Raw genomic sequence first — 21783 nt, 5'->3', positions numbered from 1 at the left:
GCGATTCCGGATCAAGCGATTCCGAGGACAAGACAATGTCGAACATGATGCGCGCACTGGTGAAGGCGAAGGCTGAACCGGGGATCTGGATGGCAGAGGTGCCGGTGCCGGAGGTCGGCCCCAATGACGTTCTGATCAAGGTCAGGAAGTCGGCGATCTGCGGCACCGACGTCCATATCTACAATTGGGACCAGTGGGCGCAGAAGACCGTGCCGGTGCCGATGGTGACGGGACATGAATTCGTCGGCACCGTCGCCGATTTCGGCGCCGGGGTGAAGGACTACAAGGTCGGCCAGCGTGTCTCCGGCGAAGGCCACATCGTCTGCGGCCATTGCCGCAACTGCCGGGCCGGGCGGGGACATCTCTGCCGCAACACGCTCGGCGTCGGCGTCAACCGGCCGGGTTCCTTCGCCGAATATGTCGCCATTCCCCAGCACAATGTCGTGCCGATCCCCGACGACGTCTCCGACGAAATCGCCGCGATCTTCGACCCGCTCGGCAATGCGGTGCACACCGCGCTGTCCTTCGACCTCGTCGGCGAGGACGTGCTGGTGACAGGCGCCGGGCCGATCGGCATCATGGGCGCGCTGGTCGCCCAATGTGTCGGCGCCCGGAAGGTCGTCATCACCGACATCAACCCGACCCGGCTGGCGCTGGCCCGCAAGATGGGAATCCATCACGTCGTCGACGCCTCGAAAGAGAAGCTGCGCGACGTGATGCGCGAGGAAGGGATGACCGAGGGGTTTGACATCGGCCTCGAAATGTCGGGCTCGGCGGTTGCCTTCCGCGACATGATCGACACCATGAACAATGGCGGCAAGATCGCCATTCTCGGCATTGCCCCGACCGGTTTCGAGATCGACTGGAACAAGGTCATCTTCAAGATGCTGCATCTCAAGGGCATCTATGGCCGCGAGATGTTCGAGACCTGGTACAAGATGATCGCGCTGGTGCAGGGGCCGCTCGACGTTAGCGGCCTGATCACCCACCGCATCGGCATCGACGACTATCAGGCCGGGTTCGACGCCATGCGCAGCGGCAATTCCGGCAAGGTCGTCATGGATTGGTAGGGGGGATTGGAAGGGGTATTTCCATGGAAAGTTTTTTCACTGTGAGGTGAAAAATTCGAACAAAGCGCCGTTGCCAGCCGAAGCCCTGATTTGCTATTGAAGCGGGCCCTTCGGCCTGGAACCAACGATGCGCCGTCACATACGCACCCTTACTGCCCGGCATGAGCCGAAAGGCCAGATGCTCTCGCACGTCAAGTCGGGATCGGGCGCGATCGTCGGCCTGGCGGCTGTCGGCGGCCTCGCATCGGTCACCGGCCTGCCGATGCTGATTGCGCCGCTGGGCGCAACCGCGGTTCTGCTGTTCGGCCAGCCGGCCAGCCCGCTGGCCCAGCCGATCAACATCTTTGCCGGTTATTTCATCGCCACGCTGATCGGCGTCGCCGCTGCGATGGCTTTCCCCGGCCTGTGGGAAATGTCGGCGGTGGCGGTCGGTGTTTCGATCGCGCTGATGCTGATGTTCCGCGTCACCCATCCGCCGGCAGGCGCCATCCCGCTGGTGGCGACAGCCACGCCCTATCAGGGCAGCACATTGTTCATCGTCGTGCTGCTGAGCTGCATCAGCCTGCTTGTGCTGGCGCTTGTCCATCACTGGATCCCGCCGCGCGCCCAATATCCGCGCCGCGTCGATTGACGCTTTGACCTTGCCTCGGTTGCCGCCGCCGCTCTAGCTTGGGCGGCGGCATGAAGAGGTTTGACATGACATGTGAGTCGCAGATCGCAGCTGTTCGCCCGGGCAGGGGCGCATGAGCGGCCGTCTCGTCCTGCTCGGCACCAAGGGCGGGCCGGCGATCAGGCCGGGCGGCCCATGGCCGACATCGACGCTGCTCGAACTCGGCGGCCGCACTGTTGTCGTCGATTGCGGGCTCGGCGTGACGCGCGGCGTGACCGATGCCGGGCTCAGCCTCAAGGCGCTCGACCTTGTTTTCATCACCCATCTCCATTCCGACCATGTGCTCGAGCTCGGGCCGCTGCTGCACACCGCCTGGACGGCAGGGCTTGCCACACCGGTCACACTTTTCGGCCCGGTCGGATTGAATCGATACTGGCAGAGTTTCGTGCAAGCGCTTGAATTCGACATCGAAATCCGCATCGTCGACGAAGGCCGCCCGGATCTGCGCAAAATGGTCGAAGTGGTCGAGTTCGGCGAAGGCGAGGTGCTTAGCGACGGCGATCTGTCGGTCACCGCCCTGCGTGTCGACCATCCGCCCGTCACCGAGTGTTTTGCCCTGCGCTTCGAGCATCAGGGCACTTCGATCGTCTTTTCGGCCGACACGGCTTTTTTCCCGCCTTTGGCGGACTTTGCCCGCGGCGCCGACATCCTGCTGCATGAGGCGATGCTGGAGGAAGGTGTCGAGCGGCTGGTGGCGCGCACCGGCAACGGCGCGCGGCTGCGCGAACATCTGATGGCAAGCCACAGCCTGGCCGGCGAGGCGGGCACCATTGCGGCGCGTGCTGGCGTCGGCCGCCTCGTGCTCAACCACCTCATTCCGGCCGACGATCCCGACATCGGCGAGGCCGATTGGGTCGAAGCGGTCAGGAAAACATGGAATGGTCCCTTGACGATTGGTCGCGACGGGCTTGTTGTGACTGACAAGGGCGAAGACGCCCCCTAACCGGGAGGACGTGCATGAAACTGGCGACGCTGAAGAACGGTTCGCGTGACGGGAAACTGGTCATCGTCTCGCGCGACCTGACGCGATACACCGATGCCTCGTTCCTGGCACCCAACCTGCAGGCGGCGCTCGACGACTGGCGCCGCATCTCCCCGCATCTCGCGGCTTTGGCCGGCTCGCTCGAAATCGGCGCGGTGCCGTCGTCGCGCTTCCACGAGCATGACGCCCATTCGCCCCTGCCGCGCGCCTACCAGCGTCTCGGCGGCGGCGGCGATGCCTTTGCCGGTCCGCGCGATCCGATCGAACTGCCCGGCAAGATTCGCGACGCGAGTATCGAAGCCGCGGTCGCCGTCATCGTCGGCGACGTTGCCATGGCGGCGACCGAAGAGGCGGCGAAGGAGGCGGTGGCGCTGATCGTGCTCTCCACCGATACCATCCTCGATGGCGGCCAGGCCGGCACTTCGGCGCTGTCGCCTGTCGCGGTCACCCCTGATGAGCTGGGCGACGGCTGGGACGGGGCCGTGCATCTGCCGCTGATTGCCGGGGCGCGCAACGTCACCTCCGTCTGGACCAGCTTTCCCAAGCTGATTGCGGACGCCGCCGCAACCCGCGCGCTCGGCACCGGGACCATCGTCAGGGGCGCGGTCGAAACGCTGTCGGTGTCGCTCGGCGACACGCTGCGCGTCGAGATGAAAGACAAGGCCGGCCACTCGATCTTCGGTGCCATCGAACGCCAGGTCGGCAGGTTCGAGCCGGCCTGAGACCGCTGCCCGGATGGAGTTGACCAGCCATTTCAGCCGCATGGCGCGGAACAGTCTGTGGTCCAACGACCGCATCTACCGCGCCGTGCTGGCCTTGCAGCCGGGTGAGCTCGAGGCCGAACGGACGAGCTTTTTTCCCTCGCTCAAGGAGACGCTCAACCACATCCTCGAAGTCGACCTGTTCTATCTCGACATGATCGAGGAGGGCGGCGAGGGGCAGAAGCTGTTCGACCGATATGTTGCCTTCGACACGGCGCAAAGCCTTGCCGCGGCGCAGGCCGAATTCGACCGGCGGCTGGTCGCCTGCTGCGACGGCCTCCAGGCCGCTGATCTCGACAGGCGGGTGCTGTCGGATCGCGGTGAGGCCGGCCAGATCCCCGAGCGCATCGGTGACCTTTTGGCCCATCTGTTCATCCACCAGATCCATCATCGCGGCCAGGTCCATGCGATGCTGTCGGGTAGTTCGGTGGATCCGCCGCAGCTCGACGAGTTCTTCCTCGACTACGATCTGCGTTTCAGGGGCGAAGAGGTCGAGCGGCTAAAACTTTAGGCGAGCGCCACATCGTAGCGCGCAAATGCCGGATCGGCCGTGAGGATCGACAGCTTCTCGACCTGCGCCTGCGCGATGAGCAGCCGGTCGAACGGGTCGCCATGATGGCGGGGCAGTTCTGTCACTTTCTGGGCATGCTGGATGGTGATGGCAAGCGGCGTAAACTGCATCCTGGGAAGAAGGAAGCCGAAGTCGGTCGGCACGTCCAGCTTGCCTATGCTCTGCTTGATCGCGATCTCCCAGACGCTCGCCGCACTGGCATATACAATCGCCGACGATGCCAGAATGTCCCGGTGGGCTGATCGCAGGCGGGGATCGTCGTTGATCGACCACAGAATGACATGCGTGTCGGCGAGAAAGGCCTCGCCGCTCACGTCATGTATTCCTTGAAGTCGTCAAGCGGTTCGTCAAAATCGTCAGCGATCCAGATCTTGCCCTTGAGCGCACCGATCCGCGGGAGCAATGCCGGTTCCGGCTCAGGCGGCATGACGCGCGCCACGGCCTTGCCGTGGCGCGTGACGGTGATTTCTTCGCCGGCTTCCGCCCGCTTGATCAGTTCGGAGAACTTGGCCTTGGCTTCTGCGACCGAAACATTCATGGCCCATCCCTACGACAACAATGTTGTCCTTATGACCATAATTTAGGTCATAACAGGGCTTCACGCAAACATGAGCCCCAGTCGCAGCCGGTCAGCCCTTGCTCTGCTGGATCGCCATATAAAGATTGGTGCAGCGTGTGCCCGAACGGCAATAGGCGAAAACAGGACCGTCCATCTCGTCGAGCGCGTCGGCCATGTCGGCAACATTGTCGCCGGTCATGGCGCCGCTGATGACCGGGATGTAGCGGAAGGCAAGGCCGGCGGCTTCGACGGCGGACTTGACGCTGTCCGCGGAGGGCTGGCCGGGCTGTTCGTCGTCGGGCCGGTTGCAGATGACACTCTTGAAGCCGGCGGCCTTGATTGCGGCAACTTCATCAGGGGTGATCTGGCCTGAAACCGAGTAGTCGTCGGTGATCTGACGGTATTCCATCTTGGTCCTCACAGTTTGTTGGCCGCTTTGGCGGCGCGTCGGCGCCAGTCTTGCCACTGCTGGCGCCGCGGGGCAACTGCTGTTGGACCTCGTTCAGGCAGCCGGGCGCTGCCAGGACGGGAACGGATCGACGAGATCGCGCCATTTGCCCGGCGTGAAGGACGAGGCGTCGACAAGACAGTGGTCGAGCTCGGCGCGGATACGCACCTCGTTCATCGGATCGCAGCCGATGAAGACGATCTCCTGACGGCGGTCGCCCCAGACCGGGTCGAGATAGGGCTTCATCGCTTCATGCCATTCGGCATGGTCGGGCCATTGCCCGCGCGGCACTGCCGACCACCACAGGCCGCGCTTGCCGGTGCGCACCAGGGCGCCGGCCTGGCTGATCTCGCCGACGAATTCGGACCTTGTGGCGAGCCAGAAGAAGCCCTTGGCGCGGACGACGCCGGGCCATTGGCGGTTGATGAAGGCGTGCAGCTTCTCAGGGTCGAACGGCCGCCGCGCGCGATAGACGAAGGAGCGGATGCCATATTCCTCGGTTTCGGGGACGTGATCGCCAAAGCCGTTCAACTCCTTGAACCACAAGGGATGCTGTTCGGCCTTGTCGAAATCGAACAGGCCGGTGCCGAGGACGGTGTCCGTCGGCACGCGGCCGAAATCGGTCTCGACCAGCCGGGCATCGGGGTTGAGCGCGACGACGATCTTGCGCGCCGCGTCGCGGTCGGCGGCACTGGCAGTCGAGGCCTTGTTGAGCACGACGACATCGGCAAATTCGATCTGCTCGACAAGCAGGTCGACCAAGGCACGATCGTCGCCGGGGCCGGCCTGTTCGCCACGGTCGCTTAGGAAGTCGGACGACGCATAGTCCTTGAGCAGGTTGGCGGCGTCGACGACAGTCACCATGGTGTCGAGGCGGGCGACGTCGGACAGGCTTTGGCCGTTCTCGTCGCGGAACTGGAAGGTCGAGGCGACGGGCAGGGGCTCGGAAATGCCTGTCGATTCGATCAGCAGGTAGTCGAAGCGGTTCTGCCCGGCGAGCGCGCGCACCTCCTTGAGCAAATCGTCGCGCAAGGTGCAGCAGATGCAGCCATTGGTCATTTCGACCAGCTGCTCGTCGGTGCGCGACAGGTCGGCGCCGCCGTCGCGGACAAGCGCTGCGTCGATGTTGACCTCGCTCATGTCGTTGACGATGACGGCGACGCGAAGGCCGTCGCGGTTGTTGAGGATGTGGTTGAGAAGCGTGGTCTTTCCTGCACCGAGGAAACCGGACAGCACTGTCACGGGCAGTCGTGTCGGCTTGTTTGGGACGGGCATTGGTCATTCCCTTCGATGTGGGTAGCCGGCGACGGATGCCGCCGGCCAGGACGTTGGGGAAGAGTCCGGCGGCGAACGCCGCCGGCCGGGACGTGGGCGAAAACATCCGGCGGCGAATGCCGCCGGATGTGCGAGTCGCTGCTCAGTGCGTTTCGCCGGAGCCGCCGACGGCAACGAGGTTGAAGGGCTTGCCTTCGAGCGCGATGTCGTCGCCTTGCTTGAAGCTCTCAGCATCGACGATATGCAGCACGCTCTTGAGCGGATCGGAGACGACGATGCGGCTGCCGGCAACTGCGATGCGCGGGCGCGGGTCGCTCCAGTGGCCGTCCATGGAGTAGGGTTCGGTCAGCTTCAGCGAGGCGTCGATCTTGCCCGCGACCACGTCGATGCGGTGCAACTGGCCGTCCTCGGTGAAGACATAGGCAAATTTCGCCCGCACCGGATCGACGGTGAAATGCACCCGGCGCGTCGGCAGCTCGATCAGCCGGAAGGCGTCTTCCGACTTCGGGTCGATCAGCACGACAGCACTTGGGCCATAATTGCCGAGGAAATATTGCAGGCCGCGGCCGCCGACCAAAGTCGTCGATTTGCCCGCGGGCAAGGCCTTGTCATAAGGCAAAAGCTCGATCTTGCCGTCGCCTGAGGTGATAAGAAGCCCTTCGGCGCAGGCAATGGCCACCAGGTTGCCCGAGGATGCTTCGCCATGCAGGTCGGGGCAGGCATGGATATCGCCGACGGTCGCACCGGCGCGATCGACGACACGAATGCCTGTCGGCAACTCGTCGGGTTTGTCCGTGTTGGGCTCCGATATCAGTACGTCGTCGCCAAGGGCGATCGCGACGCCATGGTGGGGAGCGTCGGTCACCACCTCGCGGATGGCCGGCTTGCCGTCCAGAATGTCAGCCTCGCGGGTGACGCGCGCCTTGCCTTCGCCGTCGAAGAACAGGGCGATGTCGCCGTCATGGTCGACGAAATGCGACGGCTTCTTGCCCTCGAAGGCGACGTCGAGCAGCCTGGGTGCCTCGACCTTGATGTCGCCGTGGTCGCCATGGTCGCCGAAGGCGATGCCGCTCGACAGCACCGAGATCACGTCGCCCTTGCCTTGCACGGCAAAGATGCTGCGGCCGCTGTCTGAGCGGTAGAGGCTGGTTGGCGCCTTGACGTCGAAGGTCTCGATCGTCTTGCCGGTTTCCATGTCGAGGGCATGGACGACTGAGGCTGCATGGTCGGAGACGAACAGCCGCCATGCCGTCTTTTCCTCTGAAGAGGCGGGGGCGGTGGCGAGGCCGATCAGCATGGCGAGCGCGGATGCCGTGGCGAGCAGGTGTTTCATGATATCCTCATATATGTTATTACATAACAGATTGTGCGAGAAGAAAAGGCGAGGTTTTCCGCCCCGCCTTCACCAGGCTGGTCGGGTCGTGCGGCAGCCCGATCGCGCGGGCCGCCGGTGCTTCGGACGGGCAGTCCTAGCTGCCGAGGATCGCGCCCTTGATGGTGGCGATGTTGGACTTCATCATCTCGATATAGGTTGCGGCAGGACCATCGGCCTTGGACAGGGCATCGGAGTAGAGCGTGCCGCCGACCTTGACCCCGGTTTCGGCCGAAATCTGCTCGACAAGGCGCGGATTGGTGATGTTTTCGACGAAGATCGCCGACGCCTTGTCGCCGCGAACCTGCGAGATCAGGGCCGCCACGTCGGCAGCGGAGGCCTCGGCTTCGGTCGAAATGCCTTCGGGGGCCAGGAAGGTCAGGCCATAGGCGTTTTCGAAATAGCCGAAGGCGTCATGCGAGGTGATGACGGTGCGCTTCGCCTCGGGGATCGATGCCACCGCTTCCTTGACCTCGGTCTCGGCCGCGGTGAGTTTGGCCGTATAGGCGTCGGCGTTGCTCTTGTAGGCATCGCAACCGGCGGCATCCGCCGCGCAGAAGGCGTCGGCGATGTTCTTCACATAGATCTTGGCATTGGCGATCGACTGGAAGGCATGCGGGTCGAGGTCGCCGTGATGGTGGTCATCACCGCCTGCCTCAGCGGCGTGCTCATGTTCTTCCTTCATCTTGATCGGCTCGACGCCCTTGGTCAGCTCGACGACCGACGCCTTGGTGGCGCTGGCCTCGACAAGCCGCTGCAGGAAACCCTCGAACTGCAGGCCGTTGACCAGCACGACATCGGCCTTGGACATCTTCACCGCATCGGCGGGCGAAGGTTCATAGACATGGGCGTCGCCGTCGGGGCCGACGAGTGTGGTCAGCTCGATGCGGTCGCCGCCGACATTTTTGGCGAAATCGCCGATGATCGAGAAGCTCGCCACCACTTTCAGCGGTTCGGCTGCGGCCGAAATCGTGGTCAGCGACGTTAATGTTATAACGCTCATAAGCGAGGCGAAGCCAATTGTTCTGAGCATGTGTCTCTCCATGTTGAAGCGGGTCAGGCGGTGCGGTGGCGGTGGCGGCGCAGCTTGGTGTTGAAGACGCCGCGTGTGCCGAAAAGGATGGAGGCGAGATAGATCGCGCCGGAAGACAGGATGATGGCCGGGCCCGAGGGCAGGGAGGCGTGGTAGGACACCAGCAGGCCGGCGATGCAGGAGATGGCGCCGAAGCCGAAGGCGAGCGCACACATCGGCTCGACGCGCGCCGTCCAGAAGCGTGCCGCGGCTGCCGGCAACATCATCAGGCCGACCGAAAGCAGCGTACCGAGCGCCTGGAAGCCGCCGACGAGATTGAGCACGACGAGGCCGAGGAAGATGAAATGGACAGGCGTGCCGAGCCGGCTGACCGAGCGCAGGAACAGCGGATCGAGGCATTCGGCGACGAGTGCGCGCCAGAAGATGGCGAGCGTCAAAAGCGTCAGGCCCGATATCAGCGCGATCAGCGTCAGCGCGTCGTCATTGAGCGCCAGCACGGTGCCGAACAGCACATGCATCAGGTCGACGCTCGAGCCGCGCAGCGACACGATCAGCACGCCGAGCGCCAGCGAGATCAGGTAGAAGGCGGCCATAGAAGCGTCTTCGCGCTGCACGGTGAAGCGTGACACAGCACCTGCGCCGAGCGCCACGATGACGCCGGCGATCAGCCCGCCAATGGTCATCGGCACGATCTGCAGGCCATAAAGCAGGAAGCCTGCGGCAGCACCGGGCAGGATGGCGTGCGCCATGGCATCGCCGGTCAGGCTCATGCGCCGCAGCATCAGGAAGACGCCGACCGGGCAGGCGCCCAGTGCCAGCATCAGCGAGCCAGCCAGCGCGCGCTGCATGAAGCCGAATTCGACGAAGGGAGCGATCAGGAACTCATACATGGCGAAGGTCACGCTGCCCGGGGGCCGGATTCATGGTCGGGACGATCGTGGACCTCGCCGTGATCGTGATGGTGATGCCCGTCATGTCCCTCTGTGTGGGAATGCGCGTGGTCATGTCCATGAGCGTGGGAATGCGCATGGCCGTGCCCGTCGTCCGGCTCGCACCAGGGCGCATCGTCATGCCAGGCCTCGTCGAAACGGCGCGCCTTGAGCAGGTTTTCCGGGCGCAGCACCTCGCGCGTTTCGCCCCAGGCGACCGGCCGGCGGGCCAGAAGCAGCGTGTGCGGGAAATGTGCGCGCACCAGTTCGAGGTCGTGGGCGACGACCAGCACCGTGCGGCTTTCGCCATGCCAGCGCTGGATCAGCTGGATCAGGTCGCCGACAGTCTTGGCGTCGACCGCGTTGAACGGTTCGTCGAGCAGGATCAGATCGGCATCCTGCACCAGCACACGGGCAAACAGCGCGCGCTGCAGCTGGCCGCCCGACAGCGTGTCGATGGCGCGCTTTTCGAAACCTTCGAGGCCAACCGCCATCAGCGCCTTGGAGACGGCATCGCGGTCTTCCTTGGAATAGCGGCCAAGCAGGCCGCGCCTCGGCCATAGACCGAGCGAGACGAGATCGACGACGCGGGCCGGGAAGCTGCGGTCGAGTTCGGACTGCTGCGGCAGATAGGCGACGCGTTTGCCCGGTGTGACGGTGCAGATGCCGGCCATCGGCTTCAGCACGCCGACGATGCCCTTCATCAAAGTGGATTTGCCCGAGCCATTGGCGCCGATCACGGCGGTCAGCGACCCCGAGCTGATCGAGCCGCTGAGATGGTGCACTGCCGGATGGCTGTTGTAGCCAAGCGTCAGGTCCTTGAATGTCAGGCAGGCGTCGGTCATCGGCTTCATGCTTTGTCGCAGCGAACTGGTCCTTGGATATGTGATGTTATTACATTAGTCAACGAGGTCGGGCGACAAAGCGGTGGATCGGTGCGGCAAAGCCGCTGGCCCACGCAATTCGACCACTGCGGCCTTGCCCGGGGAGGTGGCAAAATCTAAGAAGGCGCCACCCCTAACGGAAGGAGACCCACCCATGAGCGTTCGTCGTATCGATGTCGGCCCCCGCATGAGCCAGATCGTCATCCACAACAACACCGTTTACCTGGCTGGCCAGGTCGGCGCCCCGGGCGAAAGCGTTGCCGCGCAGACCAAGGCCATCCTGGCCGAGATCGACGCGCTGCTCGCCAAGGCCGGCACCGACAAGACCAAGATCCTGCAGGCGATCATCTGGCTCGACGACATGTCGACCTTCGCCGAGATGAACTCGGTCTGGGACGGCTGGGTGCCGCAGGGCAACACGCCGGCGCGCGCCACCGGCGAAGCCAAGCTGGCCGGCCCGGAATACAAGGTCGAGATCATCGTCACCGCCGCTGCATAAGCGACGCGTTTCGGCTCGAAGCCCAAAAGAACGCCGCGTATCCAAGGGGATGCGCGGCGTTTCTGATTCTGCATCGAGGCGACTTGGAAAAACTAACGGTGTCTGCCGAACAGGTCCCGCTGAGCCTGGTTGACGGAGCCATCGTCCCAATCGACTTCACGCTTCGACAACGGCATATGGGGTCGTCGATGCTGATTGTCGTAGAACAGGGTGCCATGAATTCCCAAGGCATCGCGCTTCAGCACGGGACGGCTCCACAACTGCGCCAGGACCGAGCCTGCGGCCTTCTTGCCGAGCCGCTCGATCAGGTCTTCGATCAATTCCATGTCGCGTTCGGCCGGGAAGATGGCGGCAAACTCCTCCTCCGCTGCCTGGAACACGCTGAAGGTGGCGTTCTCAGCGCCGTCGATGATCTGGACGTTTTTCATGGGGCGCGACATGCACGGCGACAATCGAAGCTGATTGGCGTGAGATGAAAGCCTTTGTTCAAGACCGCTTGGGCGGGCAGGACTGAGCTGCATGTTGCCGCCGCCGGATGCTCGCTCAAAATCGCCTAGCCGTCGGACGGCGTGAAGCGCGCCACCACGGCATGCGCATTGGCCGGATAGGTGAAGCGCACATGGGTGACCGGGCGCTCCGCGCTCCAGGTCCGCCTTTCGATGATCAGGCAGGGCGCGCCGCTGGCGAGGCCAAGGTCGGCGGCCGTCTCGCCATCGGCGGAGGCGGCGCGAATGACATGTTCGGCAGCACTCCACGGCACCTGTCCGATCAGCCACGGCCCGGGCGCCGATTTGCGAAACTCCTGATCGGCGGCTTCGGGCACGGCGGCAAGATTGATCAGCCGATCCTCGACGCAGAACGGCCGCACCCCGGCATAATGCAGGCATTGCAAGGCCAGCACCTGCCCGGCAACCGAAGGGCCGGCGCCAAGCCTGTCGCGGTCGACCGTCGTGGCACGCCGCCTGGTCTGGGCCATCAGCTCGTAGCGATAGGGCAGGCCGAGCGCTTCGACCTCGACACGGATGTCGTGGATTTCGAGCACCGCCGCCTGCGATTGCGGCCGGCGCACGAAGCTGCCGGAGCGGCGGCGCCTTTCGATCAGCCCGGCCTTGGCGAGCTGCGACAGTGCCTTGTTCACGGTCATGCGCGAGCAGCCATATTGCTCGGTCAGCTCGTGTTCGAACGGAATGCGGTAGCCGGGCTCCCATTCGCCCGAGACGATGCGGTCCCTGATGTCGTTGAGGATGCGCTGGTAGAGCGATGTCGATGCATCGCCGCCAACCGTCTCTTCAACCATCTCCGCTATCGAATCGGACACCCCAGTCTCCCTTTCTTACGCCGCCGTCAGTTCCATCATCACGTTACGAAACCGGGCCGCAATAGCATCCCTGCGGAAATGTACGCCATCAGTCACGACTTTGCGGCCATTTGCCCAGACACAGTCGACTTTTCCGCCCGAGGCGAAGATCCAGGCATCGAGAATGGCGTCGTCCGACTTGCCGGCAAGCGTCGGGTGGTTGGGCGCGAGCGAGACGAAATCGGCGGCAGCGCCGGCGCCAAGTCCCGCCGTGCCCACGCCGAGCGCCTGGGCGCCGCCGCCAAGTGCCGCATCGAACAAGGCGCGGCCGGTCGACTGGCCTGAGGTGGCAAGCACATTGCGGGCGCGATGGGCGAGGCGCTGCGAATATTCGAGCATCCTGAGTTCGCCACTGAGGCCGATCTCGACATTGGAATCCGAGCCGACGCCGTATTTGCCGCCATGTTCGACAAACAGCGGTGCCGCAAAGACGCCGTCGCCGAGATTGGCCTCGGTGATCGGGCACAGGCCGGCGACCGCGCCCGACCGCGCCATGGCGATCGTCTCGGCTTCGGTCATGTGGGTGGCGTGGATCAGGCACCAGCGCCTGTCGACATCGGCGTGGCTAAGCAGCCATTCCACCGGCCGGGCGCCCGACCAGGCGACGCAGTCTTCGACTTCCTTGACCTGTTCGGCGATGTGGATGTGAACAGGGCCTGACGTCAGCGCGGTGACTATGGCCAGTTCGTCAGGCGTTGCGGCGCGCAGGCTGTGCGGCGCAAGGCCGAGCACCGCACCGTCGATGCCCTTCAGCGCTTCGCCGCACCTCTCAAAAAGCCTGGCGAAGCGATTCGTATCGTTGATGAATCGGCGCTGGCCGTCATTGGCGGGCGCGCCGCCGAAACCCGAATGGGCGTAGAACACCGGCAGCAAGGTCAGCCCGATGCCGGTATCGACAGAGGCCGCCGCGATGCGTTCGGCCATCTCGGCGATGTTGGCATAGGGGCTGCCGTCGCGGTCGTGATGGAGATAGTGGAACTCGCCGACGCGAGAAAAACCGGCCTCCAGCATTTCGACATAGAGCTGGGCTGCGACCGCCTCGACCTGCTCCGGTGTCATCGACAGCGCGAAGCGGTACATCACCTCCCGCCAGGACCAGAAGCTGTCCGACGACGGCCCGCGGATTTCGGCGAGGCCGGCCATGCCGCGCTGGAAGGCATGGCTGTGCAGATTGGGCATGCCGGGCAGGACAATGGCGTGGCGCTCGTCGCCGGGCTGAGCGGCCGTGCCTGTTTCCACCGTCGCGATGCGGCCGCCGGCCAATGTCATCCGCACGTTGCGTTGCCAGCCGTCGGCCAGCAGCGCCTGTTCCGCAAAGATCGTTGCCACCAGAATCTCCTCACCTTTCATGTGCACGATAGCACTTGCATCGCCTTTCTGATATGTATATACATAATCGCAGTTGGAGGAAACGAAAAAGATGATGGCTGGCAACCAATCAGCGACATCGGCAAGAATCTGGCGCAATGCGCGGCTGGCGACGCTGGCTGAAGCTGCCACCGGCCTTGGCATTGTCGAAAACGGTGCGATTGCCGCCCGTGACGGCCGCATCGTCTTTGCCGGCCCGGAAGCCGACATGCCCCAGGCTCTGCGCGACGGTGCCGACCTCATCGACTGCGAGGGGCGCTGGATCACGCCGGGCCTAATCGACTGCCACACCCATCTCGTCCATGCCGGCAACCGCGCCAACGAGTTCGAGATGCGGCTGGCGGGTGCGACCTATGAAGAGGTGGCGCGGGCAGGGGGCGGCATCGTCTCGTCGGTCAAGGCGCTGCGCGCGGCGAGCCAGTCCGATCTGGTGGCCCAGACCTTGCCGCGCCTCGATGCGCTGGTTTCAGAAGGTGTCACCACCGTCGAAGTCAAGTCGGGCTACGGTCTCGACCTCGACAACGAAGCCAAGTCGCTGCGCGCCGCAAGGCTGCTGGCCGAACTGCGGCCGGTGACCGTGCGCACCACGTTCCTCGGGGCGCACGCGCTGCCGCCGGAAGCCAACGGCGACAAGGACGCCTATATCGACCTCGTTGCCGGCCCGATGCTCGACAGGATCGCGGCCGAGGGCCTTGCCGACGCCGTCGACGGCTTCTGCGAGGGCATCGCATTCTCGACCGCGCAGATCACGCGTGTCTTCGACGCCGCGCGCGCCAAGGGCCTGCCGGTCAAGCTCCATGCCGACCAGCTGTCCAATCTCGGCGGTGCGGCCCTTGCCGCACATTATGGTGCGCTGTCGGCCGACCATCTCGAATACACCGATGACGCCGGTGCCGCCGCAATGGCTGCGGCAGGCACGGTCGCCGTCATCCTGCCCGGCGCCTTCTATTTCATCCGCGAGACCAAAAAGCCGCCGGTCGAGCTGTTCCGCCGCCACGGCGTCAGGATGGCGGTTGCCACCGACAACAATCCCGGCACCTCGCCGCTGACCTCGCTGCTTCTGACCATGAACATGGCAGCGACCCTGTTTGCCATGACGGTCGAGGAATGCCTCGCCGGCACCACCCGCGAGGCCGCCCGCGCGCTCGGGCTGCTCACCGAGACCGGCACGCTCGAAAAAGGAAAATGGGCTGATCTCGCCATCTGGGACATCGAAAGCCCGGCCGAACTTGTCTATCGCATGGGGTTCAACCCGCTCCATGCCCGTATCTGGAGGGGAAAATGACCACGCTTGTATTGAACCCCGGCAATGCCACGCTTGCCGACTGGCGCGCCATTTATCGCGGCGCCGTTCCTGAACTCGATCCGGCCTGCCGTCCCGGGATCAAGGCCAGCGCGGAGACGGTGGCGCGGATCGTTGCCAAGGGCGAGCCGGTCTATGGCATCAACACCGGCTTCGGCAAGCTCGCCAGCGTCCGCATCCCGGCCAATGACCTCGAAACGCTCCAGCGCAACATCGTGCTCAGCCATGCCGCCGGCGTCGGCGAGCCGATGCCGGTTGCCGTGACCCGCCTGATGATGGCGCTCAAGCTCGCCAGCCTGGCGCAGGGCGCCTCCGGCGTGCGCGAACAGACCATCGACCTGTTGCAGCAGATGCTCGCCAAGGGCGTCATTCCGGTCGTGCCGGCGCAAGGGTCGGTCGGCGCCTCGGGCGATCTGGCGCCGCTGTCGCACATGACCGCAACGATGATCGGCGTCGGCGACTGCCACACCCCGCATGGCATCGTGCCGGCCAAGGTCGCTTTCGTTACCCACGAACTCGAGCCGATCACCCTGGGCGCCAAGGAAGGCCTGGCGCTGCTCAACGGCACCCAGTTCTCGACCGCTTACGGGCTCGCCGCTCTGTTTGAGGCGGAAAACCTCTATCATTCGGCGCTGGTGTCAGGCGCGCTGTCGACCGATGCCGCCAAGGGCTCGGATGCGCCGTTCGACCCGCGCATCCATGTCCTGCGCAAGCACCGCGGCCAGATCGAGACGGCTGAGACGCTGCGCAATCTGATGGCCGGCAGCGCCATTCGCGAAAGCCACCGCGTCGGCGACGAGCGTGTCCAGGATCCGTACTGCCTGCGCTGCCAACCGCAGGTCATGGGTGCTGCCCTGACCTTGTTGCGCCAGGCCGCCGACACGCTCGGCACCGAGGCCAACGGCGTCACCGACAATCCGCTGATCTTCACCGAGGACGACACCGCGCTGTCGGGTGGCAATTTCCACGCCGAGCCGGTGGCATTTGCCGCCGACATAATCGCCCTTGCCGTCTGCGAGATCGGCTCGCTGTCGGAACGCCGCATCGCCATGCTGGTCGATCCGGCCCTGTCGGGCATGCCGGCGTTTCTGACGCCGAAGCCCGGCCTCAACTCCGGCTTCATGATCCCGCAGGTCACGGCCGCCGCGCTGGTCTCCGAGAACAAGCAGAAGGCCTATCCGGCCAGCGTCGATTCGATCCCGACCTCGGCCAACCAGGAAGACCACGTCTCGATGGCCGCCCATGGCGCCCGCCGGCTGCTCGGCATGATCGAAAACGCCAATGGCGTGCTCGGCATCGAGCTGCTTGCCGCTGCCCAGGGCTGCGACTTCCATGCGCCGCTGGCCTCGAGTTCGGCGCTCGAGGCCGTGCGCAAGCTCGTTCGTGCCCAGATTCCGCATCTTGACGACGACCGCCATTTCCATCCCGACATGGAAAAGGCCATCGCCCTTGTCCGCAGCGGCGCCATCGTCCAGGCGATCGCCGGCGTCGGCCTGCCCGAGATCTCGGGTGGCGAAAGATGAGCGGCGCGCCCTGGTTGACGGTCCAGCGCGGCGACGCCCCGCTGCTCGTCAGCATCCCTCACACCGGCATAGACCTTGCCGGGCTCGACGATCTGTTCGTGTCGCGCTGGCTGGCGCGGCGCGACACCGACTGGTGGATCGAGCAGCTTTATGATTTTGCCGCCGGCCTCGGTGCAACGGTGGTGCGCACCACGGTGTCGCGCTCGATCATCGACGTCAATCGCGACCCCTCCGGTGCCTCGCTCTATCCCGGCCAGGCGACGACCGAACTCTGCCCGACCACGACCTTCGACGGCGAGGCCCTCTACAACGAAGGACAGGAGCCCGACGAGGCCGAAGTCGCAAGGCGTCGCCAGACCTATTACGATCCTTATCATGCAGCGCTCGAAGGCGAGATCATCCGTCTCAGGGCACTGCATCCCGAGATCGTGCTCTATGACTGCCATTCGATCCGCTCGGTCATCCCCAGGCTGTTCGACGGCAAGCTGCCGCTGTTCAACCTCGGCACCAATTCCGGCAAGAGTGCCGATCCCGCCTTGCAGGAACAGGTCGCATCGCTGATGGCAGCCAGCGGCAGGCCCTGGGTGGTCAATGGCCGCTTCAAGGGCGGCTGGATCACCCGCCGGCACGGCCAGCCGGAGCAGGGCGTCCATGCCTTGCAGATGGAACTGTCCTGCCGCGGCTACATGCTCGAGCCGGAAGGCAAGGTCGAACCGGCCAACTGGCCGAGCCGCTACGATCCCGAATTCGCCGCACCGATGCGCGCGACGCTCACCAAGATCCTTGAAACCGCGCTCGCCTGGGCGGGCAGCCGACACTCCTAGGGAGGTTTTCGTAATGACCCAACATTCCCGCATCGACAATGCCCGCGTCATCCGCGCCGCCACCGGCACCGAGCTCACCGCCAAGAGCTGGCTGACCGAAGCGCCGCTGCGCATGCTGATGAACAATCTCGACCCGATCGTCGCCGAAAAGCCGGGCGAGCTCGTTGTCTATGGCGGCATCGGCCGTGCTGCCCGCGACTGGGACAGCTACGACCGCATCGTCGCTGCCCTGCGCAAGCTCGAAGGCGACGAGACGCTGCTGATCCAGTCGGGCAAGCCGGTTGGCGTGTTCCGCACCCACAAGGATGCGCCGCGCGTGCTGCTCGCCAACTCCAACCTGGTGCCGCACTGGGCCAACTGGGACCACTTCAACGCCCTCGATAAGAAGGGCCTGATGATGTACGGCCAGATGACCGCGGGATCGTGGATCTATATCGGCAGCCAGGGCATCGTTCAGGGCACCTACGAGACCTTCGTCGAGATGGGCCGCCAACATTTCGGCGGCGACCTCGCCGGCCGCTGGATCCTGACCGCCGGCCTCGGCGGCATGGGCGGCGCCCAGCCGCTGGCCGCGACCATGGCCGGTGCCGCCTGCCTCGCCATCGAATGCCAGGCAAGCCGCATCGAGATGCGCCTCAAGACCGGTTATGTCGACGTCCAGGCCAAGGATCTCGACGATGCGCTCGCCATCATCGACAGGGCCTGCAAGGACAAGAAGGCGATTTCGGTCGCCCTTCTCGGCAATGCCGCCGAAATCCTGCCCGAACTGGTCAAGCGCGGCGTCAAGCCGGATGCGGTGACCGACCAGACCTCGGCGCATGACCCCGTCAACGGCTACCTGCCGATTGGCTGGACCGTTGCCGAATGGGAAGAAAAGCGCGAGCGCGACCCCAAGGCGGTCGAAAAGGCGGCGCGTGCCTCGATGGCAGTGCACGTCAGGGCGATGCTCGACTTCCACAAGATGGGCATCCCGACCGTCGACTACGGCAACAACATCCGCCAGGTCGCCAAGGAAGAGGGCGTCGAGAACGCCTTCGACTTCCCGGGCTTCGTGCCGGCCTACATCAGGCCGCTGTTCTGCCGCGGCATCGGACCGTTCCGCTGGGCAGCCCTTTCGGGCGATCCCGAGGACATCTACAAGACCGACGCCAAGGTGAAAGAACTGCTGCCCGACAACAAGCACCTGCACAACTGGCTCGACATGGCGGCCAAGCGCATCCATTTCCAGGGCCTGCCGGCGCGCATCTGCTGGGTCGGCCTCGGCGACCGCCACCGCCTCGGTCTCGCCTTCAACGAGATGGTCGCCAAGGGTGAGCTCAAGGCGCCTGTCGTCATCGGCCGCGATCACCTCGACTCCGGCTCGGTCGCTTCGCCGAACCGCGAGACCGAGGCGATGAAGGACGGCTCGGACGCCGTCTCCGACTGGCCGCTGCTCAACGCGCTGCTCAACACCGCCTCGGGCGCCACCTGGGTGTCGCTGCACCATGGCGGCGGCGTCGGCATGGGCTTCTCGCAGCATTCGGGCGTGGTCATCTGCGCCGACGGCACCGAGGATGCCGCCCGCCGTCTCGAGCGCGTGTTGTGGAACGACCCGGCGACCGGCGTCATGCGCCATGCCGATGCCGGCTACGACATCGCGCTCGACTGCGCCAGGGACAAGGGCCTCAACCTGCCCGGAATCCTCTGAAACTGATCGACCTTGCGAGGCGGCACCCGGTGCCGCCTCGCATCTTGTTGACTTACTGGGAGGAGGACCCTCATGACCGATATCACCAGCCATGAAGGCGGATCGCGGGCCGGCGCCGGCCTGAAACTTGTGCTTTTCAGCCTCATTGGCATAATCTTCTTTTTCGTACCGGTCACGATCGGCACAAAATCCACCATCCTCCTTGATCATGCCGCGACCGCGCTGGCGGTCCAGTTGCGCCCCGTGGCGGTTGCCTTCGTCTGTCTGCTGATCGCCTATGGCGCCATCGGCCCGTTCGTTCGCGGTTCCTGGAACAGGAACGTCACCGAAGCAATCTTTTCGGCCCTGCGTGTCCTCGGGCTCGGGCTCTCGGTCATGTATCTCACGGGGGTCGGGCCGGAGACTTTCTTTGCCCCCGACATGTTGCCCTTCCTGTTCGACAAGCTGGTGCTCTCGGTCGGGTTGATCGTGCCGATCGGCGCTTTGGCGCTCGCTTTCCTCGTCGGCTACGGCCTGCTGGAGTTCACAGGTGTGCTTGTGCAGCCGGTCATGCGGCCGGTCTGGCGGACGCCGGGCTGGTCGGCCATCGATGCGGTTGCGTCCTTTGTCGGCAGCTATTCGCTGGCGCTGCTGATCACCGACCGGGTCTTCAAGGAAGGCAAATACACCGTCCGCGAGGCGGTGATCATCGCCACCGGCTTCTCGACCGTTTCGGCAACCTTCATGATCATCGTCGCCAAGACCCTCGGCCTGATGGGCAACTGGAACCTCTACTTCTGGACCACCTTCGTCGTGACGTTCGTCGTTTCGGCAATCACCGCCCGGATCTGGCCGATCTCCGGCAAGGATCATCCCGCCAACCGCGACCAGCCGCTTGCGGCCGGAAAGTCCCGCCTCCAGACGGCGATCGATGTCGGCCTCGACCAGGCCCAGGCGGCTCCGCCTCTGCACGCGCTGCTGCGCGACACCTTCATCGACGGCCTGCGCATGGCATCGATCATCCTTCCCAGCATCATGGCGGTCGGGCTTCTCGGCCTGTTGGCGGCCAAATACACGCCGATCTTCGACATGCTGGGTCTGGCGCTGTATCCATTCACCTGGCTGGCGCAGTTTAACGATCCGATGCTTGCCGCAAAGTCGCTGGCTTCCGGTCTGGCGGAAATGTTCCTGCCGGCGATCCTACTGAAAGAAGCCGATCTCGGGCTGAGGTTCGTTGCCGCGGTCGTGTCGGTCAGCCAGGTGCTGTTTTTGTCGGCATCGATCCCGTGCGTGCTGGCGACGTCCATCCCTCTGTCTTTCCGGGACCTGATCATCATCTGGTATATCCGCACCGCTCTCAGCATTCTGGTCACCGCTCCGATCGCCTGGCTGGCGATCAGCATGGGCTGGCTGGCGTAATGGCAGCGCGCATCATCCGTCACGCCGACTGCCGCCCCATGCCGTGGAAGAACGGCGGCGGCGTGACGACCGAAATCATGGCCTGGCCGTCCGCGGCCGGGCTCGACGCCTTCGACTGGCGCATCTCCATGGCGCAGGTCGCCGGCGGCGGGCCGTTTTCGGTCTTTGCCGGCATCGACCGGACGTTGACCGTTCTGTCGGGCACGATGCAGCTTGCCGCGGGCGATGCCGCACCGGTGGCGTTGTCTCCGCAGTCGCAGCCTTACGCTTTCCCAGGCGATGTCGGCACCGAGGCCGTGCTCATCGACGGGCCGGTGCTCGACTTCAACGTCATGACCCGGCGCGACCGTGTCAGCCATGCTGTCGAGCGGCTGGAATTTTCGGACCCGGGCGAAATCGCCCTGGGGCAGGGCATCAGCCTGGTCTTCGTCGCATCAGGTGCGGCGCGCATCGGCAGCGAAGCGGTCGCGGCCTTCGATACGCTCTATTCAGATGACGGGCCGGCCAGCTTGACGGTCGCGCCGAACGGGCCGGTATCGCTTCTCAAGGTCTCCATTCGCCTGATATAAAAGGGCAATCTCCAAAATCGTCGTGACATCGGCGCGGAACTGGCAAACACTCCCCTGGGGGACGGGTAGGTCAGGCCGGCGATCCAGATCGCGCGGCGCAGTGGAGTATGTGCCATGGACACCTACAAGGTCGGCTATTTCGTCGGCAGCCTTGCCACAGCTTCGATCAACCGCAAGCTCGCCAAGGCGCTGGTCCGGCTCGCGCCCAAGCACCTCGAAATGGAAGAGATCCCGTTTCGCGACCTGCCGCTCTACAGCTATGACTTCGACGCCGACTTTCCGCCGCCGGCGCGCGCCTTCAAGAAGGCACTGGCCGGCGTCGATGCCGTGCTGTTTGTCACGCCCGAATACAACCGCTCGATCCCCGGCGGCCTCAAGAACGCCATCGACTGGGCGAGCCGGCCTTACGGCACCAATTCCTTCACCCGCAAACCGTCTGCCGTCATCGGCACCTCGCCCGGCGCGATCGGCACCGCTGTCGCCCAGCAAAGCCTGCGCAGCGTGCTGAGTTTCTGCAACTCGCCGCAGATGAACGCGCCCGAAGCCTACATCCAGTTCAAGCCAGGACTGATCACCGACGAGGGCGAGGTGACAAATGAAGGCACCGCCGAATTCCTCAAGAACTACATGGCCGAATTCCATGCCTTCGTGGTCAGGGTCTACACCGTGTTGCCCCGCGGCGGCTGAGTGGCGGCTGAGCG

The 21783-nt window shown here is 64.6% G+C and carries 24 protein-coding genes; 13 read left to right on the top strand and 11 right to left on the bottom strand.

The features are described from left to right. The first annotated feature begins 35 nt into the window (after positions 1-35). The 5 genes from tdh (at position 36) to IG197_RS04270 (ending at position 3994) form a co-directional block, all read left to right on the top strand. Positions 36-1070: an L-threonine 3-dehydrogenase gene (tdh, locus tag IG197_RS04290; RefSeq protein WP_192317181.1), complete on the top strand. Its 1035-nt coding sequence runs from the start codon at positions 36-38 to the stop codon at positions 1068-1070. 127 nt (positions 1071-1197) lie between these two features. Continuing rightward, entirely contained in the window at positions 1198-1701 is a 504-nt protein-coding gene (locus tag IG197_RS04285; protein WP_067963292.1) for an HPP family protein, read from the top strand. A 112-nt stretch (positions 1702-1813) separates the two neighbouring features. Further along, positions 1814-2683 carry an MBL fold metallo-hydrolase gene (locus IG197_RS04280; RefSeq protein WP_192317179.1) on the top strand — a complete coding sequence of 290 codons (870 nt, stop codon included), beginning with the start codon at positions 1814-1816 and terminating at the stop codon, positions 2681-2683. Positions 2684-2697: 14 nt separating this feature from the next. Then, on the top strand, positions 2698-3444 hold the full coding sequence (locus IG197_RS04275) for a fumarylacetoacetate hydrolase family protein (RefSeq protein WP_192317177.1): 747 nt from the start codon (positions 2698-2700) through the stop codon (positions 3442-3444). Positions 3445-3457: 13 nt separating this feature from the next. Next, positions 3458-3994 (top strand): DinB family protein, encoded by a 537-nt coding sequence (locus IG197_RS04270; RefSeq protein WP_192317175.1) that lies wholly within the window; start codon positions 3458-3460, stop codon positions 3992-3994. Here the strand turns inward: IG197_RS04270 and IG197_RS04265 are convergent. From IG197_RS04265 to aztA, 8 genes are all read right to left on the bottom strand, one after another. Beyond that, a complete protein-coding gene (locus IG197_RS04265) occupies positions 3991-4368 on the bottom strand; it encodes a type II toxin-antitoxin system VapC family toxin (RefSeq protein ID WP_192317173.1) in 378 nt (125 codons plus the stop codon). The genes IG197_RS04270 and IG197_RS04265 overlap by 4 nt on opposite strands. Beyond that, a complete protein-coding gene (locus IG197_RS04260; protein ID WP_192317171.1) occupies positions 4365-4592 on the bottom strand; it encodes a type II toxin-antitoxin system Phd/YefM family antitoxin in 228 nt (75 codons plus the stop codon). Before IG197_RS04260 ends, IG197_RS04265 begins: the two co-directional genes overlap by 4 nt. A gap of 91 nt (positions 4593-4683) precedes the next feature. Next, on the bottom strand, positions 4684-5022 hold the full coding sequence (locus tag IG197_RS04255; RefSeq protein WP_192317169.1) for a TIGR01244 family sulfur transferase: 339 nt from the start codon (positions 5020-5022) through the stop codon (positions 4684-4686). Between the two features lie 93 nt (positions 5023-5115). After that, the gene (gene zigA / locus IG197_RS04250) at positions 5116-6336 is read right to left on the bottom strand and encodes a zinc metallochaperone GTPase ZigA (protein WP_192317167.1); all 1221 of its coding nucleotides are present in this window, start codon (positions 6334-6336) and stop codon (positions 5116-5118) included. 142 nt (positions 6337-6478) lie between these two features. Next, the gene (gene aztD, locus IG197_RS04245; protein ID WP_192317165.1) at positions 6479-7669 is read right to left on the bottom strand and encodes a zinc metallochaperone AztD; all 1191 of its coding nucleotides are present in this window, start codon (positions 7667-7669) and stop codon (positions 6479-6481) included. 136 nt (positions 7670-7805) lie between these two features. Beyond that, a complete protein-coding gene (gene aztC, locus IG197_RS04240) occupies positions 7806-8741 on the bottom strand; it encodes a zinc ABC transporter substrate-binding protein AztC (protein WP_192317163.1) in 936 nt (311 codons plus the stop codon). A gap of 23 nt (positions 8742-8764) precedes the next feature. Beyond that, positions 8765-9631, bottom strand: coding sequence for a zinc ABC transporter permease AztB (gene aztB / locus IG197_RS04235; RefSeq protein WP_154385512.1), 867 nt, complete (start codon positions 9629-9631; stop codon positions 8765-8767). An 8-nt stretch (positions 9632-9639) separates the two neighbouring features. After that, positions 9640-10515, bottom strand: coding sequence for a zinc ABC transporter ATP-binding protein AztA (gene aztA / locus IG197_RS04230; protein WP_192319564.1), 876 nt, complete (start codon positions 10513-10515; stop codon positions 9640-9642). 193 nt (positions 10516-10708) lie between these two features. Here aztA and IG197_RS04225 point away from each other — a divergent pair, with 193 nt between their 5' ends. Beyond that, a complete protein-coding gene (locus IG197_RS04225) occupies positions 10709-11053 on the top strand; it encodes a RidA family protein (protein WP_055979001.1) in 345 nt (114 codons plus the stop codon). A 92-nt stretch (positions 11054-11145) separates the two neighbouring features. On the opposite strand, the gene IG197_RS04220 is transcribed toward IG197_RS04225, so the two are convergent. The 3 genes from IG197_RS04220 to IG197_RS04210 form a co-directional block, all read right to left on the bottom strand. Further along, positions 11146-11481, bottom strand: coding sequence for a hypothetical protein (locus IG197_RS04220; protein WP_192317161.1), 336 nt, complete (start codon positions 11479-11481; stop codon positions 11146-11148). 125 nt (positions 11482-11606) lie between these two features. Continuing rightward, positions 11607-12350: a histidine utilization repressor gene (gene hutC / locus IG197_RS04215; RefSeq protein WP_192319562.1), complete on the bottom strand. Its 744-nt coding sequence runs from the start codon at positions 12348-12350 to the stop codon at positions 11607-11609. Positions 12351-12386: 36 nt separating this feature from the next. Continuing rightward, entirely contained in the window at positions 12387-13739 is a 1353-nt protein-coding gene (locus IG197_RS04210; RefSeq protein WP_192317159.1) for a formimidoylglutamate deiminase, read from the bottom strand. A 91-nt stretch (positions 13740-13830) separates the two neighbouring features. Here IG197_RS04210 and hutI point away from each other — a divergent pair, with 91 nt between their 5' ends. From hutI to IG197_RS04175, 7 genes are all read left to right on the top strand, one after another. After that, positions 13831-15063, top strand: a complete 1233-nt coding sequence (hutI, locus tag IG197_RS04205) for an imidazolonepropionase (protein WP_192317157.1) — start codon at positions 13831-13833, stop codon at positions 15061-15063. Further along, positions 15060-16604, top strand: coding sequence for a histidine ammonia-lyase (gene hutH, locus IG197_RS04200; RefSeq protein ID WP_192317155.1), 1545 nt, complete (start codon positions 15060-15062; stop codon positions 16602-16604). Before hutI ends, hutH begins: the two co-directional genes overlap by 4 nt. Next, a complete protein-coding gene (hutG, locus tag IG197_RS04195) occupies positions 16601-17428 on the top strand; it encodes an N-formylglutamate deformylase (protein WP_192317153.1) in 828 nt (275 codons plus the stop codon). Before hutH ends, hutG begins: the two co-directional genes overlap by 4 nt. A gap of 13 nt (positions 17429-17441) precedes the next feature. Then, complete coding sequence (hutU, locus tag IG197_RS04190; protein ID WP_154385427.1) at positions 17442-19115, top strand: urocanate hydratase; 1674 nt, start codon at positions 17442-17444, stop codon at positions 19113-19115. A gap of 72 nt (positions 19116-19187) precedes the next feature. Next, the gene (locus IG197_RS04185; RefSeq protein ID WP_192317151.1) at positions 19188-20513 is read left to right on the top strand and encodes a YjiH family protein; all 1326 of its coding nucleotides are present in this window, start codon (positions 19188-19190) and stop codon (positions 20511-20513) included. Next, positions 20513-21082, top strand: coding sequence for a HutD family protein (locus IG197_RS04180; protein WP_192317149.1), 570 nt, complete (start codon positions 20513-20515; stop codon positions 21080-21082). The genes IG197_RS04185 and IG197_RS04180 overlap by 1 nt, the downstream gene beginning before the upstream one ends. A gap of 114 nt (positions 21083-21196) precedes the next feature. Beyond that, the gene (locus tag IG197_RS04175; RefSeq protein ID WP_192317147.1) at positions 21197-21769 is read left to right on the top strand and encodes an NADPH-dependent FMN reductase; all 573 of its coding nucleotides are present in this window, start codon (positions 21197-21199) and stop codon (positions 21767-21769) included. Positions 21770-21783 lie beyond the last annotated feature (14 nt).

Origin of the sequence: Aminobacter sp. SR38, from assembly GCF_014843375.1 — a bacterium.
Taxonomy (GTDB): domain Bacteria; phylum Pseudomonadota; class Alphaproteobacteria; order Rhizobiales; family Rhizobiaceae; genus Aminobacter; species Aminobacter ciceronei.
This window is presented reverse-complemented; position numbering and strand designations above follow the sequence as displayed.

What these genes read in the sequence shown, in the direction of transcription:
- tdh (WP_192317181.1), top strand. Translation starts at nt 36, where the DNA reads ATGTCGAACATGATGCGCGCACTGGTGAAGGCGAAGGCTGAACCGGGG.
- IG197_RS04285 (WP_067963292.1), top strand. Translation starts at nt 1,198, where the DNA reads ATGCGCCGTCACATACGCACCCTTACTGCCCGGCATGAGCCGAAAGGC.
- IG197_RS04280 (WP_192317179.1), top strand. Translation starts at nt 1,814, where the DNA reads ATGAGCGGCCGTCTCGTCCTGCTCGGCACCAAGGGCGGGCCGGCGATC.
- IG197_RS04275 (WP_192317177.1), top strand. Translation starts at nt 2,698, where the DNA reads ATGAAACTGGCGACGCTGAAGAACGGTTCGCGTGACGGGAAACTGGTC.
- IG197_RS04270 (WP_192317175.1), top strand. Translation starts at nt 3,458, where the DNA reads ATGGAGTTGACCAGCCATTTCAGCCGCATGGCGCGGAACAGTCTGTGG.
- IG197_RS04260 (WP_192317171.1), bottom strand. Translation starts at nt 4,592, where the DNA reads ATGAATGTTTCGGTCGCAGAAGCCAAGGCCAAGTTCTCCGAACTGATC.
- IG197_RS04255 (WP_192317169.1), bottom strand. Translation starts at nt 5,022, where the DNA reads ATGGAATACCGTCAGATCACCGACGACTACTCGGTTTCAGGCCAGATC.
- zigA (WP_192317167.1), bottom strand. Translation starts at nt 6,336, where the DNA reads ATGCCCGTCCCAAACAAGCCGACACGACTGCCCGTGACAGTGCTGTCC.
- aztD (WP_192317165.1), bottom strand. Translation starts at nt 7,669, where the DNA reads ATGAAACACCTGCTCGCCACGGCATCCGCGCTCGCCATGCTGATCGGC.
- aztC (WP_192317163.1), bottom strand. Translation starts at nt 8,741, where the DNA reads ATGCTCAGAACAATTGGCTTCGCCTCGCTTATGAGCGTTATAACATTA.
- aztB (WP_154385512.1), bottom strand. Translation starts at nt 9,631, where the DNA reads ATGTATGAGTTCCTGATCGCTCCCTTCGTCGAATTCGGCTTCATGCAG.
- aztA (WP_192319564.1), bottom strand. Translation starts at nt 10,515, where the DNA reads ATGACCGACGCCTGCCTGACATTCAAGGACCTGACGCTTGGCTACAAC.
- IG197_RS04225 (WP_055979001.1), top strand. Translation starts at nt 10,709, where the DNA reads ATGAGCGTTCGTCGTATCGATGTCGGCCCCCGCATGAGCCAGATCGTC.
- IG197_RS04220 (WP_192317161.1), bottom strand. Translation starts at nt 11,481, where the DNA reads ATGAAAAACGTCCAGATCATCGACGGCGCTGAGAACGCCACCTTCAGC.
- hutC (WP_192319562.1), bottom strand. Translation starts at nt 12,350, where the DNA reads ATGGTTGAAGAGACGGTTGGCGGCGATGCATCGACATCGCTCTACCAG.
- hutI (WP_192317157.1), top strand. Translation starts at nt 13,831, where the DNA reads ATGATGGCTGGCAACCAATCAGCGACATCGGCAAGAATCTGGCGCAAT.
- hutH (WP_192317155.1), top strand. Translation starts at nt 15,060, where the DNA reads ATGACCACGCTTGTATTGAACCCCGGCAATGCCACGCTTGCCGACTGG.
- hutG (WP_192317153.1), top strand. Translation starts at nt 16,601, where the DNA reads ATGAGCGGCGCGCCCTGGTTGACGGTCCAGCGCGGCGACGCCCCGCTG.
- hutU (WP_154385427.1), top strand. Translation starts at nt 17,442, where the DNA reads ATGACCCAACATTCCCGCATCGACAATGCCCGCGTCATCCGCGCCGCC.
- IG197_RS04185 (WP_192317151.1), top strand. Translation starts at nt 19,188, where the DNA reads ATGACCGATATCACCAGCCATGAAGGCGGATCGCGGGCCGGCGCCGGC.
- IG197_RS04180 (WP_192317149.1), top strand. Translation starts at nt 20,513, where the DNA reads ATGGCAGCGCGCATCATCCGTCACGCCGACTGCCGCCCCATGCCGTGG.
- IG197_RS04175 (WP_192317147.1), top strand. Translation starts at nt 21,197, where the DNA reads ATGGACACCTACAAGGTCGGCTATTTCGTCGGCAGCCTTGCCACAGCT.